The following is a 13,433-nucleotide window of genomic DNA, read 5'->3' as shown; positions in this document are numbered from 1 at the left end:
GGACCAGAAGGGCGGCGATCGGGCTGACGGCCAATAAGGGCACAGCCGTGGCCAACCATTGGCCCAAAATCTTACTCAAAACCTGCAAACTATGCGGCACAGGGCTTAAGAGCATTTGGTCGAGCGTGCCGTCCTCCAGATCGGCTTGAAACAATCGCTCAAGACTAACCAGACTGGCCAAGGTCAGGGCTAGCCACAAATAGCCCGGGCCGATTTTGCCCAAAGTGTCGGGCGCGGGGCCTAAAGCAAAAGGGGCCACCATGACTGAGCCTGCAAAGAAACTGGCCGACAGAAGGGCACCGCCCCCAGCACCCCAGCCGAGCCGGACTTCACGGGTGAGTATCGCCAAACAGGCGCGTGCCAAACTCATGCGGCCACCCCAGTTTCCAGTGTGCCAAGCGTGAGAAGGCGCGCGGTGACAGTCGGCAGCGGGTCGTGCACGGCAGCCAGAATGATCCCGCCTTGCTTGGCATGCTGATCGAGCAAGGCACCCAGTAAGGCCCGACCTTCCTGATCCAAGGGGGAGGCAGGCTCGTCCAACAGCCAAATGGCGCGATCTTCCAAAAGCAGGCGGGCAAGGGCAGCGCGCTTACGCTGGCCTGCTGATAGCACCCCACCTTGCAAATCGGCTTGTTTGGTAAGGCCGACGCGGGCCAAGGTTTCGGTCACATGGTCGCGACTGGCCCCGCACAGATCGGCCCAAAAGCGAAGCTGGTCGATCAGCTTTTCACCCGCCTTGATCGGGTCTTGATGGCCCAGAAAAGACAGAACTTCCCCCGGCTCTTCAACCTCTGCGCCTTGGGTGTGCGACAAAGTGATGCGACCCGCGGCAGGGGTATGAAAGCCTGCAATTGCGCGCAAAAGAGTGGTCTTGCCACTTCCGTTTGGGCCTTGTAGGGCGATGATATCGCCTGGCGCGCAGGTCAGATCAAAGTCCGTCACCAAACGGCGAAAGCCGCGCTGGAGGGCAAGCCCTCTGATCTGCAGGCCCACCTCATGCTGGGAACGGGCAGGGGCCGTCACCGGGCAGACATCCCAGCGCGCTTTAAAACAAATACCGCTTCTTCTGAGAGCCAGTTCAGCAGGTTTGACGTGGCGCGAGAGGGGGCACTGGCTCTTCCCGCGGCAATTCTGGTCACCGATTCCAGATCAAAGCCCGATTGCTTTGCCAGATCGTCAAAATCCAGCAGGGTGCACAAATGCAGGTTCTCGGTCTCATGCCAGGAATCGGGCAGGCCTTCTGTAACGGGCATCCGACCTCGCAATAGGAGCGATAGGCGTACTTGCCAAAAGCCGAAATTGGGCAGTGAGACGACGGCCTTTGCCCCAATCCGATGCATTTGCTTTAGGACCATTTCGGGCTTGCGCGTGGCTTGAATGGTGCGCGAGAGCACAACAATATCAAAAGAATCATCGGGATAAAGCGCAAGGTCAAGGTCTGCGTCGCCTTGAACAACCGAAAGGCCCTTGGCCACACAAGCATTCACACCCGCTTGGCTTAACTCCATGCCGCGCACAATGGCGTTGCGCTCATGCTTCAAGCGTTGCAGCAAGACGCCGTCGCCACAGCCAACATCCAGCACGCGCGCCCCTTGGGGCACGGCATTGAGAATGATTTCGTGATCGGCGCGGGTTGAGACGGTCTTCATCATCACAAGCCCTGATCTGCGGCGCTGGCAGCTAAAAAGCCCGCCATGGCTTCGTGGAATTGCGGCTCGTCCAGCAAGAAGGCGTCATGGCCCTTATCGGTCTCCACCTCAAAGGCGGAAACCTCTACGCCTGCCCCGATCATCGCGCGGGTGATGTGACGGCTATCGGCTGGGGGATAGTGCCAGTCCGATGAGAAGGACACGACACAGGCCCGACCTTTGAAGGCTGTGAAGGCATCGCTCAAGCGTCCATTAAAGCCTGCTGCCAAGTCGAAATAATCCATGGCTCGCGTGATATAGAGATAGGAATTGGCATCAAAGCGGTCAACAAAGCGGCTTCCTTGATAGCGCAAATAGCTCTCAATTTGGAAATCGGCGTCAAAGCCAAAGGCGACTTCATTGCGGTCTTGCAGCCTGCGGCCAAATTTGCGGTGTAGGGCTGCATCCGACAAATAGGTGATGTGCGCGGCCATGCGTGCCACTGACAGGCCTTTGACGGGCTTGGTGCCCTTGATCTGATAGGCCCCGCCTTGCCAATCAGGGTCTGCCATCACGGCTTGTCGACCGACTTCATGGAAGGCGATATTCTGGGCAGAGTGACGCGCGGCAGAGGCAATCGGCATGGCAGCGCCCACGCGGTCGGGGCGGCTTGCAATCCATTCCAATACCTGCATGCCACCCATTGAGCCGCCAATAACGGCAAACAGGCGGTCTATCCCCAAATGGTCGATCAGGGCCGCTTGTGCGCGCACCATGTCGGCAATGGTGATGACAGGAAAGGACAAGCCATAGGGCTGGCCGTCTGGCCCGATGGAGGCTGGACCCGAGGTTCCCATACAGCCGCCTAAAACATTGGAGCAGATGACGAAATAACGATTGGTGTCGATGATTTGGCCTGGCCCTACCAAATTCGCCCACCAAGCGGGCTGACCCGTCACCGGATTGGGTCCAGCCACAAATTGGTCGCCTGTCAAAGCATGACAAATGAGCACAGCGTTGGATTTGGTGGCGTTGAGTTCACCCCAGGTCTCATAGCCGATTTCCAAGGGCGACAAGATCGCGCCGCTGTCTAAAGGCAGGCCAATGTCCAAACGAAGAATTTGCAAAGCGGAAGTCATGATGACAAGCCGATAGACGGACTTTAAGGAATGGTCGAGGGGCCTCGCACTTTTGATCCAGTCAGTGCAAGGTGCCCAAACAAAGATTTTAGGGAGTTACGTCCATGAGCGTCAATCAATTCGTGCTGGAAATGGGTCGTCAATCGTTTCGCGACATGCAGCTGGCGGCACAAAGCCAAGACGATTTGGCCGAAGGCGAAGCCATTCTTGCCATTTCGCGTTTCTCCTTGACGGCCAATAATGTGACCTATGCGATGTTTGGCGATGGCATGAAATATTGGAACTTCTTTCCAGCCAGCAGCGCCGGTTTCGGCCGCGTGCCGGTTTGGGGCTTTGCCGATGTGATTGCGTCTAAAGCTGAAGGGGTGGCGGTGGGCACCCGTGTTTATGGCTATTTCCCCATAGCCAACACGCTGAAGGTTCAGCCCGTCAAAGTCAGTGCTGCGGGCTTCCGCGATGGGGCGGCGCATCGGCAGGAAATGGCAGCTGCCTATAATCATTATAGCGTCGTCCAGCCCCAAGATGGCGAGACCGAAGGCCGGGTAGCCCTTTTAAAGCCCTTGTTTATGACAGGCTTTTTGCTCGATGACTGGATTGCCGATGAGCGGCATTGGGGCAGCGCCTATGTGATTTCTTCCAGTGCTTCTAGTAAAACCGCTTTGTCGATGAATGCGTGCTTGAAGCGGCGCGGTGGGGTGAAGCTGATTGGTCTCACCTCTGCCCGATCCAAGGCCTTTGTCGAAGCGACGGGCTATTATGATTTGGTTGTGACCTATGACCAATTGGCTGATTTGCCGTCTGAGGCGTCCGTCTATGTGGACTTTGCGGGCGATCCTGCGGTGACCGCTGGCGTGCACACCAAATTGGGTGATCTCCTACAGCAATCCATCATTGTAGGCGGCGCGCATTGGGACGCCGAGCGTTCCGCGGCCCCGGCCGCTTTGCCGGGTCCCAAACCGCAATTCTTCTTTGCCCCGGCTCATATGGCCCGCCTCAGCGCAGCTTGGGGTGGGGCAGAGTTTAATCGCGCGGTTGATGCTGCCTTTGACCGCTTTGCCCATGAATCGCGGGCTTGGCTCGATGTGGTAGAGGCACAAGGCTTTGACGCGGCCCAATCGGCTTGGAAGCGGCTTCTAGATAATGAAGTTTCCGCCAAAGAAGGCCTTGTCATAACCCTCTAATCGACCCAACCTGCGCGCCGAATCTGGCCCTTTAAGGAAGCCCTCATGATCAAAGATTTTCCGCTCGACTTTGCCCGCTTTAAGAAAATCTGGAAGCCCAATCAATGCTTGGCACTGCCGGTGGGCTTTCAAGCTGCTGAAACACCCGATCTGCAATCGGGGGTATTTCAAGCCAGTGTCTCCCAAGTGCGCGAAGCGTGGCTGGAGATCGCGCGCAGCCAGTCGCGTGTGTCGGATATTCGCGAGGAAGAGGGCCAGATCGAGGCGGTGCAGCGGACGGCGCTGGTTGGTTTTCCAGATTGGATAACTGCGATGCCGGTTGATTTGGGCGAAGGCAAAGCCTCTATCTGTGTGTTCTCCCGCTCAAAATACGGCATTCGCGACATGGGCGTGAATGAAAAGCGTGTTCGACTGTGGCTGTCGCTTTTGGCGCAAAAACTGCCAGCGGCGGGCTAAACAAGCGGTGAAACAAGTAGCTTTGACAATTCTGCGCTGGATCGGCCTCGTCTTCTTGGCGAGCATTCTGGCATGGACGGGAACGGGGTTAGCCATGGCAGCTGGGGGCTGGAAGAACCCGCCACGCGGGGTTTTCATTGAGGTTGAGGGCCGCAAGCAGCGTTTGGTCTGTGAGGGCGAGGCCCGGCCTGGCGAGCCCACCATTATCTTTGAATCGGGGGCCTATTCGGCGGCTGCGGACTGGGGTTATCTTCAGCCCGAAGTGGCCAAGACGGGCCGGACCTGTTCCTATGACCGGGCAGGCATGGGCTGGTCAGAGCCCTCCAAAGCCCCACGCGATCCGGCAACTTTGGCGCGTGAACTCAAAGCCTTGTTGAATGCCGCAGGCGAGAAGGGGTCATACATTCTGGTTGGTCATTCGATGGCAGGCCTATTGACGCGGGCCTATCTCAGCCAAAACCCGCAAGATGTGGTCGGGCTTGTCCTCATTGATGCCGCCGACCCGAGCGCGATTTCGATTCCTGAGGCGCAAGTCTGGATCAAGCGTTATCAAAGGCTTGCCCGGGTGGGTGCAGGCTTTGCCCAATTCGGCCTTGTGAAGCCTTTGGCACCCTTTTACGCCAATCGCATCGGCCTCAGTGGTATTGCCCTGAAAGAGAAGCGTCGCATGTTTGGCGCACCCTCACACATGCGCGCTTCGGCAGCTGAAATTGCGGCAACGATTGATGGCGCAGCGGTGGCAATGGCGGCGGATCCCTATTTGAAGAACATTCCCGTTGCTACCATAACCGCTGGCCCCGTAACCCCCGATCGTAGCGCATGGAAAGAAGCGCAGGCGCGACCGGCACGCCTATCTACGCGCGGATCGTCGATCAATGTTGAAGCGGCTAACCACACAACCATCCTCGGCCCGATTTATGGCCAAGCTGTGCTCGACGCAATTGCACGTGTGAAGCGCGACGCGGTTGCAGACTTGAGCAAATCAGCAGATCGACCCTAGGTGTGTTTCTCGCAGTAACGGGTGAGAAACCTGCTGCCGTTGGTAAGGCGATCTTAACCCCAAATAGGCTAGTTTGGGGGCAGATTTTTGGGAAATTCGCGCGTGCCGGTCAAACAAAGGACACCACAACGACTCGATTTGTCTTTGTTGTCGATTCTTGTCGTCGATGATCAGCCGTTTTTTCGCGTGCTGTTGACCGAGATTTTGCGCAATTTAGGCGTGCGTAGCGTGTCGGTCGCCGTAGATGGCGAGGATGGGCTTGATGCGTTTGACTCTGTCCGCCCCGATGTCCTCATCACCGATTGGATGATGCCCAATATCGACGGGATCGAGCTGACACGGCGTATCCGCGCGTCGGAAGATCAGACGCTGAAAGTAACCCCGATCATTTTGGTCACCGCCAATAATCGCAAAAGCCAGATCGAATTTGCCCGCAATTCTGGCGTGGATGAGTTCATCCTAAAGCCCGTTTCGGTGAAGTCGGTTTGTGATCGCCTGCGCGAAGTGATCGAGCGGCCCCGCAACTTCATCGATGATCCAGGCTATTCCGGCCCCTGCCGTCGCCGCCGGGCCGAACCCAGTTTCAAAGGGCCTTATCGTCGGTTTGACGATCCGCTCGAGATTGCGACCGAAGAAGAAATGATTGAATCCATGCGTTCGATCATGAATCTCGCAGTTGCTAGAATTGGTTTACTGCTCAATGCCTTGCGCGATGGCCGCACAGACATCCTGGCGCAAATGATGCGGGCAGTCAGCGAAGTGCACTCTATCGCCGACGAGATCCAAGACTTCCATGTTTCACGGGTAGCACAGCTCTTGCGGACCTATCTCACACGGTCCAGCAGCCCCGAAACCGTACGACCCGATGTGATCCAAACCCATTTGAACGCGATTGATGTCTTGTTTAAGACGCCTAATCTGCAGACCCGCATGCGCGATCAAGTGGTAAGCGGCTTGGAAGAGGTTGTCGCCAAAGTCGGCGTTGCTTAGCCAGCTTGCCCATATTCCGGCACGATCACCGCTTTCCCGACAAGCTGTCGCGACACCATCAGATCAAACGCCGCCCGCACCTCTGTCAGGCCATATACAGCCCCCACATGCGGCTTTAAGCTGCCACTGGCCACCAGATCATAGACGGCTTGCACATTCTCGCGCCCACGCTCTGGGAATTGGCGGCCATATTCGCCCGCCCGCACCCCCATAACTGAAAAGCCTTTGATCAGAGGCATATTGACCGACACCGTTGGAATCCGGCCACTGGTAAAGCCGATGACCAACAGGCGGCCATCAAAAGCCATACAACGCACGCTTTCATCAAAGACATCGCCGCCCACGGGGTCAAACACCACATCGGCCCCGCGTCCATCTGAAAGCGCCTTGACCGCCTCCCGAAACCCATCTTGCACCAGCACGGTGTGCTCCACACCCAAGGCACGCAGGGCCTGTAACTTGGCCGATGAAGCTGAGGTCGCGATGACACGTGCCCCCATATGCAGGCCCAATTGAACCGCCGCGAGCCCCACCCCACCGGCTGCGCCATGCACCAAAAGTGTCTCACCCGCTTGCAGATTTGCCCGCCTCACCAAAGCGACATAAGCGGTCAGATATGCGGCCTGGAAAGCGGCTGCTTCCTCCCAACTCAAATTGGGCGGCTTTTTCTGAATGGCGGCAGCTGGCAGGGCGACAAATTCGGCAAAACCACCCATACGTGCCCCGCCAATCACTTCATCGCCAAGGGACCAATCCGTCACGCCCTCGCCAAGGGCGACAATTTCGCCAGCACAATCAAGGCCCGGCACAAAGGGTGGGTCTGGCTTGAATTGATATTTGCCCTGGCACATCAAAATGTCTGGGAAATTGACGCTGGTGGCCCGAACCGCGATCAGGACTTCGCCTGCCCGTGGTTCTGGCATCGCAAGATCAGCTAGGCCTGTGCCTGTCAGATCATCAGTAATGGCATGGCACACAAAGGCGCGCATCACCCACCCATGGCGCGATAGGCGCGCGCGGCAATTGCCGCAATTTCCCGACACGCCCGATCGGCATGAGGCACGGCCCCCGTGTAGGCGGTAAAGCCATGGGCGAGGCTGTCATAGCATTGATAATGCACCTTAACATCGGCCGCCTCTAAAGCCTCGGCATAGGCTTTGCCCTGATCGCGCAGGGGGTCGTGGCCGGCAGTGATGACAATCGCCGGGGCCAGTCCTGCAAGGCTTGGGGCCAAAGCGGGGGAGACGCGCAAATCTGCGCCCAAATTAGGATCGGGCAAATAATTGGCCATAAACCACGCCATAATCTCCGCGGTCAGCGGATAGGCATCGGCGCAGGATTGCATCGAGCCATCGGTGGCAAGGATGGTGGTGGCAGGATAGATCAAAAGCTGCAAGAAGGGCTGTGCCAACTCGCGCCGTTGCATCTCTTGGGCCAAGATCGCACTAAAATTCCCGCCCATGGAATCGCCACCCACAGCAGCAAGCCCAGCTGGAGCACCAAATTCGGCTGCATGCTCGCGCGCCCAAAGATAGGAATCGATCGCATCATTCAGGCCAGCTGGCCAAGGATGTTCGGGCGCGAGGCGATAATCGACCGACAAGACCGGGCACCCAATTGTTTTGGCAAGGATCGAGCAAAAGGCGTGGCAGGTTTCAAGACTGCCCACCACACCGCCACCAAAATGATAAAAGACAAACAAGGGGGCCTGTGGGTTTTGGTTGGACGGGCGATAGCTGCGGGCCTTGATCGTGCGGCCTTCGAGCTCAAGCTCACGATCTTGGCAGCTCACCCCGGATTCCAACGGGCCGCCAAACAGTGTGGTTAGAATTTCGGTTCCCTGCCGGGCAAATTCCGGGGTCAGTTCTGGCGGTGCGCCGCGTTTTGCGACGCTATGGGCGATGAATTGAAAGCGCGCATCCAAAGTCCGGCCATCGCGCACGACAGGTTTGCCGCCGGCCATGGAGACAAGAAGTGGGTCCGGCAGTTTCAACAGCAAATTGACGATGGTTTTTTGAAGGCTCATGCTTGCATCTCGCTTTGAACGCGCTGAGATCCGCCCAGCACAAAATAAGCAGCAAAACGGGCTGCAGCCGGAATATCCTTGATCCGGCCCCGTAACAGGCGGTCGCCAATTTCTTGCGCAATACCCACGCACGATGCGGTCAAAAGCTCAGGGTCGACATGGTCTAGCTTGAACTCGGTGGCAAAGGCGATGATGTCGGCCTTCAATTCGTCAAACAGGGCGAGGCTTTCTGGCGTGTCAAAGCGGACGCGGGTCCATTCTGGCATGGCTGCCATTTCGCGATCAACGGATTGATCGTTCATAAGAAAATTGAAGTAAGCCTCAAAGGCCGTGATCATAAAGGCTTGAAAGTCTTGACCCGCGCTTTCCCGTGCGGCGCGCAAAAGCGGCTTAAAGCGCGCAACGCCATCATCATGGAGTGCGTGGAAGACTTCTTCCTTGGATTTGAAATAATTATAAAAAGTGCCCGAGGCGAGTTCGGTGCGGCGAATGATGTCGCGCACCGTAGTACCCTCATAGCCCAGTTCGGCAAAAATCTGCCGTCCGGCTTCAAGAATGGCCGCCCGATTGGCCAGCTTGGTTTGCTCGCGCTTACCTGCTTGGTTGCCTTCAAGGCTCTCCGCCCTATCCTTCTGTGTGGATACGGAAGTGGATTTCATGGCTCTTAGCACCTGCACCGGGATAGATCTCTGTTCTTGGGGGTACCAAATGCACCTAGTTGCAACAGCTTGGCGAAAAGCTGACATCGCGTCAACATCGTATCCGGGCTGCGACTGTTATCTGTCGGGTGTGCCCTGCAGATGAGCCAACTTGCGCCCGACCGCCAAAAAACACCGCGTGTCACAATCTGGTTTGATGGTGATTGCCCCTTGTGTCGCGCCGAGATCGCGCTTTACCAAAAGCTTGATCGAAAGGCTGGCCGTGTGGCCTTTGTGGATCTAACTGGCGATGGCACGTGCCCCCTTAATCGAGCCGATATGCTCGCCCGTTTTCATGCCCAAGAAGCAGGGGGGCCCGTGATCTCGGGCGCGAAGGCCTTTGCAGCCATGTGGAAGCAAGTCACGCCGTTTCAGCCCTTGGGCTATCTGGCGCAATTGCCGATCATTCTGCCTTTTCTCGATTGGCTCTATGGTCAGTTTCTAAAGGTGCGCCCTCGTTTACAAACCATCATGGTGGCCCGTGAAAAACGCTAAAGGTAAAGTCGTTGCCAAAGCCAATCTGCCTGACAAGCCGTGCAAGGCCTGCGGCAGACCATTTTCATGGCGCAAAAAATGGGCGCGCGATTGGGATCAGGTCCTTTATTGCAGCGACAAATGCCGGATGAGCGCGAAAGGCTAGCGCGCGCCTTGGCGTTGTACCAACCACACCCCGAACAATAGGATCGCCAAGGCAGCAAAGGTCGTTGCGGGCAGGGCCTCGCCAAAGGCCAATGCGCCAACGAGGATAGACCAGAATGGTGCCAAATTGCCGACATTGGACATAAAGACCGGTCCAACGCGGCGGATCGTCAATACATAAACGAGGTTCGCAATCCCGGTTGATAGGATTCCAAGGCCCAAGATGGCGAGGATGTGGCGGGCCTCAAGATGTATGCCGCCAGCTGGCCAGTCATGGATGGCAAGCGGCAAGGATAGGATCGCTGCGACGAGCACAAAGCCACAACTCATCGCAACAGGGTTCAAGTTGGGATTGACCATGCGCACCATCACGCTGGTGGAGCCATAAAGGACGGCCGCGACCAGCAGGAGAAGTTGGGAGACAACCGGCGTCGCCCCAATTCCATGGTCTGACAGGGCAGGGGCAAAGAGCAGGCAAACGCCTAAAAAGCCGACCCCGACGCCGACCGCGCGCTTGAGGTTCAACCGCTCACTCGGCACCAAAAAATGGCAGAGGATGGCGACGGTCAGGGGGGCTGCAGCAATATAAATCGCCGCCAAAGCCGAGGGCACCGTCTTTTGCGCAATAGAAATCAACAAAAAGGGCAGAAGCGTGCCGGTTGCCCCAATCAGGGTCAGCACGCCCCAGGTCTTATAATCGTCCAAACGGGGCAAGCGCGCCCGCATGCCGATACAGCCAAGGCCCAAAACAAACGCCCCGATGCATAGGCGACAGGCCACCAGAACTGAGGGGGGCAAGACCTCGACACCAATATGGGTGCCTGCATAGGCAGAGCCCCATAAAATGACCAAAATGGCCAAAAGGCTCCAATCAAGGAGGCCGGGGCGGGAAGGGCTGGTAGGTGACGACACAGGCATGGGCGTGCCACGCCCCGCGCAGGTGCGCAAGGCCTGTCCTCACTCTGACACGCTTCTCTTAGGCGGGATTGGCCTTGTCCCATGCCATCACGGCGCGCGCATCCCGGGGGGTGATGTCGGGGAAGCCTGGCAAAGCGGTTGCCGGGTCAAAGAACTTCCAACTGCGGGCGCATTTGATGCCGGGGGCGCGTTCGAACACGACGGCCACGCCGGTCACATCTTCAAGGCGGAAAGCCTCTGCCGGTCCCTCGCCATTGCGAAGCTCTAACCCCGAGGTGATGCACAATTCGGCCAAATCTTCCTGCCCGATGGCAGTGCGAATGGCATCATTGGTGACATAGACGACAGGGGCGGCCTCAAGCGAGGAGCCAATCGTCTTTTCCCGGCGCTGAACTTCCAAAGCCCCTGTTACAACCCGGCGCAAGTCGCGCAAATGGCCCATGCGGGTGGCCAAAGCCGTATCCTGCCATTCTGCTGGATCATCTTGCAGGGAACGCAGATGAATCGACTCGGCCTCTGGGAAACGCGTGCCCCAAGCTTCTTCGGTGGTGAAGGGCAGGATGGGGGCAAGCCACAACAGCATGCGTTCAAACAATAGGTCCAGCACCGTCTGGCTGGCACGGCGGCGCAAGCTGTCTAACTCGTCGCAATAAAGCGCATCCTTGCGCACATCGACATACAGGGCTGAAACATCGAGATTGGCAAAGTCTGACACGGCAGACAAAGCCCGCTTGAAGTCGTAATCCATCCAAGCCGCGCGCACTTCTTGGCCGACCTCAAAGGCGCGCCCCAAGAGCCATTTTTCCAACACAGGCATGTCGGCATAAGCGACAGCCTTGTCGGGGCTGAAATCCTTCAAGCTTGCCAGCATATAGCGCAGCGTGTTGCGCAGTTTGCGGTAGGTTTCGCTTGCTTGATCTAGAATGGTTTTGCCCAGAGCCAATTCATTGGTGTAGTCGGCCGCTGCAAATAACAGGCGCAGGATTTCCATACCGTTTTGGCGCAGCACATCTTCCAGCTCAATCCCATTGCCCAAGCTCTTGGACATTTTGCGGCCTTGCTCGTCCACAATCATGCCATGGGTGCGCACCGCCTTATAAGGCGCTTTGCCGCGGGTCGAGCAGCTTTCGAGAAGCGAGGATTGGAACCAGCCGCGATGCTGGTCAGAGCCTTCCAGATAGAGGTCAGCTTGGGTATCTTCGCCATAGCGCTTGCGCGTGACAAAGGCATGGGTGCAGCCGGAGTCAAACCAAACGTCGAGAATGTCTTCCACCTTCTCATAGTCGGCCGGATCATAGGCATCGCCTAAGAAGAATTTCGCATCATTGGTGAACCAAGCGTCTGCCCCACCGGTGCGCATTGCCGCCAAAATCCGCGCATTAACGGCTTCATCCTGCAGGATGGTCGCGGTTTCTTTGTGGACGAACATGACCAAAGGAACGCCCCAGGCGCGCTGGCGGCTGATCAACCAGTCTGGCCGTTCACTCACCATGGCGGTGATGCGGTTAGAGCCTGCCTCATTGCCCCAATCGGTCGCAGCAATCTCTGCCATCGCGACGTCGCGCAAGGTCTTGCCACCCAGATGGGCGACGGGCTTGTCCATGGCGATGAACCATTGCGGGGTGTTGCGATAGATCAAAGGCGCTTTAGAACGCCACGAGTGGGGATATTGGTGGGTGAGGCGGCCGCGCGCCAACAGCCCGCCTGCTTCGATCAAGGCGGCGATGACCGCACCATTGGCAGGGCCTTCTTTACCAGCCTTTTTGCCTTCAAGCTCCAGAACCGCCAAGCCCTCAAAGCCCGGTGCCTCTTTGGTATAGCGGCCGTCGGCATCCACGGTGAAGGGGATATCGGCTTGGGGCAGCCCAGACTTCATCCAGACCAGATAATCGTCGGTCCCGTGGCTGGGGGCAGTATGCACAAAGCCTGTCCCGGCTTCATCGGTCACATGGTCGCCAGAAAGCAGAGGTACATCAAAGTCATAGCCCTTGCCGCGCAAGGGGTGGGCGCAGGTGGCTGTTGAGGGATCAAAGTCAGCCACGCGCTTGGCGGCAGCAATCTTGGCCGCGCCAAACACATCATCCTTCAGCTTATCAGCCACAACGAGGCGGTCGCCGGGGGCTGCCCAAGGTTCAAACGCGAGGTCGGCCTCCATGGCTTCAACTTCATAGACCCCATAGGCAATGTCGGGCGAATAACTCACAGCGCGATTGCCCGGAATGGTCCAAGGTGTGGTGGTCCAGATGATCAGGCTCGCACCCGTCGCAGGGCCCGTGAGGATCGGAAACTTCACCCAAATGGTCGGGCTGACCTTTTCTTGATACTCCACTTCGGCTTCAGCCAGCGACGTGCGCTCCACCGGGCTCCACATCACGGGCTTGGAGCCGCGGAACACGAGGCCGGTTTTGACGACTTTCAAGAATTCCTCAGCGATCGTGGCTTCAGCTTCGTAATCCATCGTGAGGTAAGGATTGGCGAAATTGGCCATCAGGCCCATGCGCTGGCGTTCACCGCTTTGGATGTCCACCCATTTTTGCGCATAGACGCGGCAGGCCGCGCGGAATTCAGCGGCTGGCACTTCGTCCTTCTTGCGGCCCTTGGCGCGAAACTCTTCTTCGACTTTCCATTCAATCGGCAGACCATGGCAATCCCAGCCGGGCACAAAGTCGGCGTCAAAGCCCAGAACTTGGCGCGAGCGGCAGACAAAGTCCTTCAGACTATTATTCAGCGAATGGCCAATATGAGAGTTGCCGTTCGC

The 13,433-nt window shown here is 57.5% G+C and carries 15 protein-coding genes; 6 read left to right on the top strand and 9 right to left on the bottom strand.

Annotated elements, in window-relative coordinates:
• The 4 genes from IOB61_RS14665 to IOB61_RS14650 form a co-directional block, all read right to left on the bottom strand.
• The coding region (locus IOB61_RS14665) for a heme exporter protein CcmB (RefSeq protein WP_290818303.1) at positions 1-370 on the bottom strand (370 nt) is incomplete at its 3' end.
• Positions 367-1,023 (bottom strand): heme ABC exporter ATP-binding protein CcmA, encoded by a 657-nt coding sequence (gene ccmA, locus IOB61_RS14660; RefSeq protein ID WP_290818300.1) that lies wholly within the window; start codon positions 1,021-1,023, stop codon positions 367-369. The genes IOB61_RS14665 and ccmA, both read right to left, overlap by 4 nt.
• Positions 1,020-1,652 (bottom strand): methionine biosynthesis protein MetW, encoded by a 633-nt coding sequence (metW, locus tag IOB61_RS14655; protein WP_290818296.1) that lies wholly within the window; start codon positions 1,650-1,652, stop codon positions 1,020-1,022. Before metW ends, ccmA begins: the two co-directional genes overlap by 4 nt.
• Entirely contained in the window at positions 1,652-2,767 is a 1,116-nt protein-coding gene (locus tag IOB61_RS14650; RefSeq protein ID WP_290818293.1) for a homoserine O-acetyltransferase, read from the bottom strand. The genes metW and IOB61_RS14650 overlap by 1 nt, the downstream gene beginning before the upstream one ends.
• A gap of 104 nt (positions 2,768-2,871) precedes the next feature.
• Here IOB61_RS14650 and IOB61_RS14645 point away from each other — a divergent pair, with 104 nt between their 5' ends.
• From IOB61_RS14645 to IOB61_RS14630, 4 genes are all read left to right on the top strand, one after another.
• Positions 2,872-3,948 carry a DUF2855 family protein gene (locus tag IOB61_RS14645; protein WP_290818291.1) on the top strand — a complete coding sequence of 359 codons (1,077 nt, stop codon included), beginning with the start codon at positions 2,872-2,874 and terminating at the stop codon, positions 3,946-3,948.
• A 45-nt stretch (positions 3,949-3,993) separates the two neighbouring features.
• Positions 3,994-4,404 (top strand): DUF1499 domain-containing protein, encoded by a 411-nt coding sequence (locus IOB61_RS14640; protein ID WP_290818287.1) that lies wholly within the window; start codon positions 3,994-3,996, stop codon positions 4,402-4,404.
• Positions 4,405-4,411: 7 nt separating this feature from the next.
• Complete coding sequence (locus IOB61_RS14635; RefSeq protein ID WP_290818284.1) at positions 4,412-5,404, top strand: alpha/beta fold hydrolase; 993 nt, start codon at positions 4,412-4,414, stop codon at positions 5,402-5,404.
• A 102-nt stretch (positions 5,405-5,506) separates the two neighbouring features.
• Positions 5,507-6,394 (top strand): response regulator, encoded by an 888-nt coding sequence (locus IOB61_RS14630; RefSeq protein WP_290818282.1) that lies wholly within the window; start codon positions 5,507-5,509, stop codon positions 6,392-6,394.
• Here the strand turns inward: IOB61_RS14630 and IOB61_RS14625 are convergent.
• From IOB61_RS14625 to IOB61_RS14615, 3 genes are read right to left on the bottom strand one after another with little or no spacing between them, the layout of a single operon-like run.
• Complete coding sequence (locus IOB61_RS14625; protein WP_290818279.1) at positions 6,391-7,383, bottom strand: NADPH:quinone oxidoreductase family protein; 993 nt, start codon at positions 7,381-7,383, stop codon at positions 6,391-6,393. The genes IOB61_RS14630 and IOB61_RS14625 overlap by 4 nt on opposite strands.
• Entirely contained in the window at positions 7,383-8,420 is a 1,038-nt protein-coding gene (locus IOB61_RS14620; RefSeq protein WP_290818276.1) for an alpha/beta hydrolase, read from the bottom strand. The genes IOB61_RS14625 and IOB61_RS14620 overlap by 1 nt, the downstream gene beginning before the upstream one ends.
• A complete protein-coding gene (locus IOB61_RS14615; protein WP_290818273.1) occupies positions 8,417-9,079 on the bottom strand; it encodes a TetR/AcrR family transcriptional regulator in 663 nt (220 codons plus the stop codon). Before IOB61_RS14615 ends, IOB61_RS14620 begins: the two co-directional genes overlap by 4 nt.
• 141 nt (positions 9,080-9,220) lie before the next feature.
• Between IOB61_RS14615 and IOB61_RS14610 the strand changes: the two genes are divergently transcribed.
• Positions 9,221-9,613, top strand: coding sequence for a thiol-disulfide oxidoreductase DCC family protein (locus tag IOB61_RS14610; protein ID WP_290818270.1), 393 nt, complete (start codon positions 9,221-9,223; stop codon positions 9,611-9,613).
• Positions 9,600-9,758, top strand: coding sequence for a DUF2256 domain-containing protein (locus IOB61_RS14605; protein WP_290818267.1), 159 nt, complete (start codon positions 9,600-9,602; stop codon positions 9,756-9,758). Before IOB61_RS14610 ends, IOB61_RS14605 begins: the two co-directional genes overlap by 14 nt.
• Here the strand turns inward: IOB61_RS14605 and IOB61_RS14600 are convergent.
• Entirely contained in the window at positions 9,755-10,675 is a 921-nt protein-coding gene (locus IOB61_RS14600) for a DMT family transporter (protein WP_290818264.1), read from the bottom strand. The genes IOB61_RS14605 and IOB61_RS14600 overlap by 4 nt on opposite strands.
• A 58-nt stretch (positions 10,676-10,733) precedes the next feature.
• Positions 10,734-13,433, bottom strand: a 2,700-nt coding sequence (ileS, locus tag IOB61_RS14595; protein ID WP_290818260.1) for an isoleucine--tRNA ligase, incomplete at its 5' end; no start/stop codon positions are given.

It is taken from the genome of Aquidulcibacter sp., assembly GCF_020253525.1.
In the GTDB taxonomy this organism is placed as follows: domain Bacteria; phylum Pseudomonadota; class Alphaproteobacteria; order Caulobacterales; family Aquidulcibacteraceae; genus Aquidulcibacter.
Note: the sequence above shows the minus strand (reverse complement) of the source record. Positions and strands in the feature narration are given on the sequence as shown.

What these genes read in the sequence shown, in the direction of transcription:
- metW (WP_290818296.1), bottom strand. Translation starts at nt 1,652, where the DNA reads ATGATGAAGACCGTCTCAACCCGCGCCGATCACGAAATCATTCTCAAT.
- IOB61_RS14650 (WP_290818293.1), bottom strand. Translation starts at nt 2,767, where the DNA reads ATGACTTCCGCTTTGCAAATTCTTCGTTTGGACATTGGCCTGCCTTTA.
- IOB61_RS14645 (WP_290818291.1), top strand. Translation starts at nt 2,872, where the DNA reads ATGAGCGTCAATCAATTCGTGCTGGAAATGGGTCGTCAATCGTTTCGC.
- IOB61_RS14640 (WP_290818287.1), top strand. Translation starts at nt 3,994, where the DNA reads ATGATCAAAGATTTTCCGCTCGACTTTGCCCGCTTTAAGAAAATCTGG.
- IOB61_RS14625 (WP_290818279.1), bottom strand. Translation starts at nt 7,383, where the DNA reads ATGCGCGCCTTTGTGTGCCATGCCATTACTGATGATCTGACAGGCACA.
- IOB61_RS14620 (WP_290818276.1), bottom strand. Translation starts at nt 8,420, where the DNA reads ATGAGCCTTCAAAAAACCATCGTCAATTTGCTGTTGAAACTGCCGGAC.
- IOB61_RS14615 (WP_290818273.1), bottom strand. Translation starts at nt 9,079, where the DNA reads ATGAAATCCACTTCCGTATCCACACAGAAGGATAGGGCGGAGAGCCTT.
- IOB61_RS14610 (WP_290818270.1), top strand. Translation starts at nt 9,221, where the DNA reads ATGAGCCAACTTGCGCCCGACCGCCAAAAAACACCGCGTGTCACAATC.
- IOB61_RS14600 (WP_290818264.1), bottom strand. Translation starts at nt 10,675, where the DNA reads ATGCCTGTGTCGTCACCTACCAGCCCTTCCCGCCCCGGCCTCCTTGAT.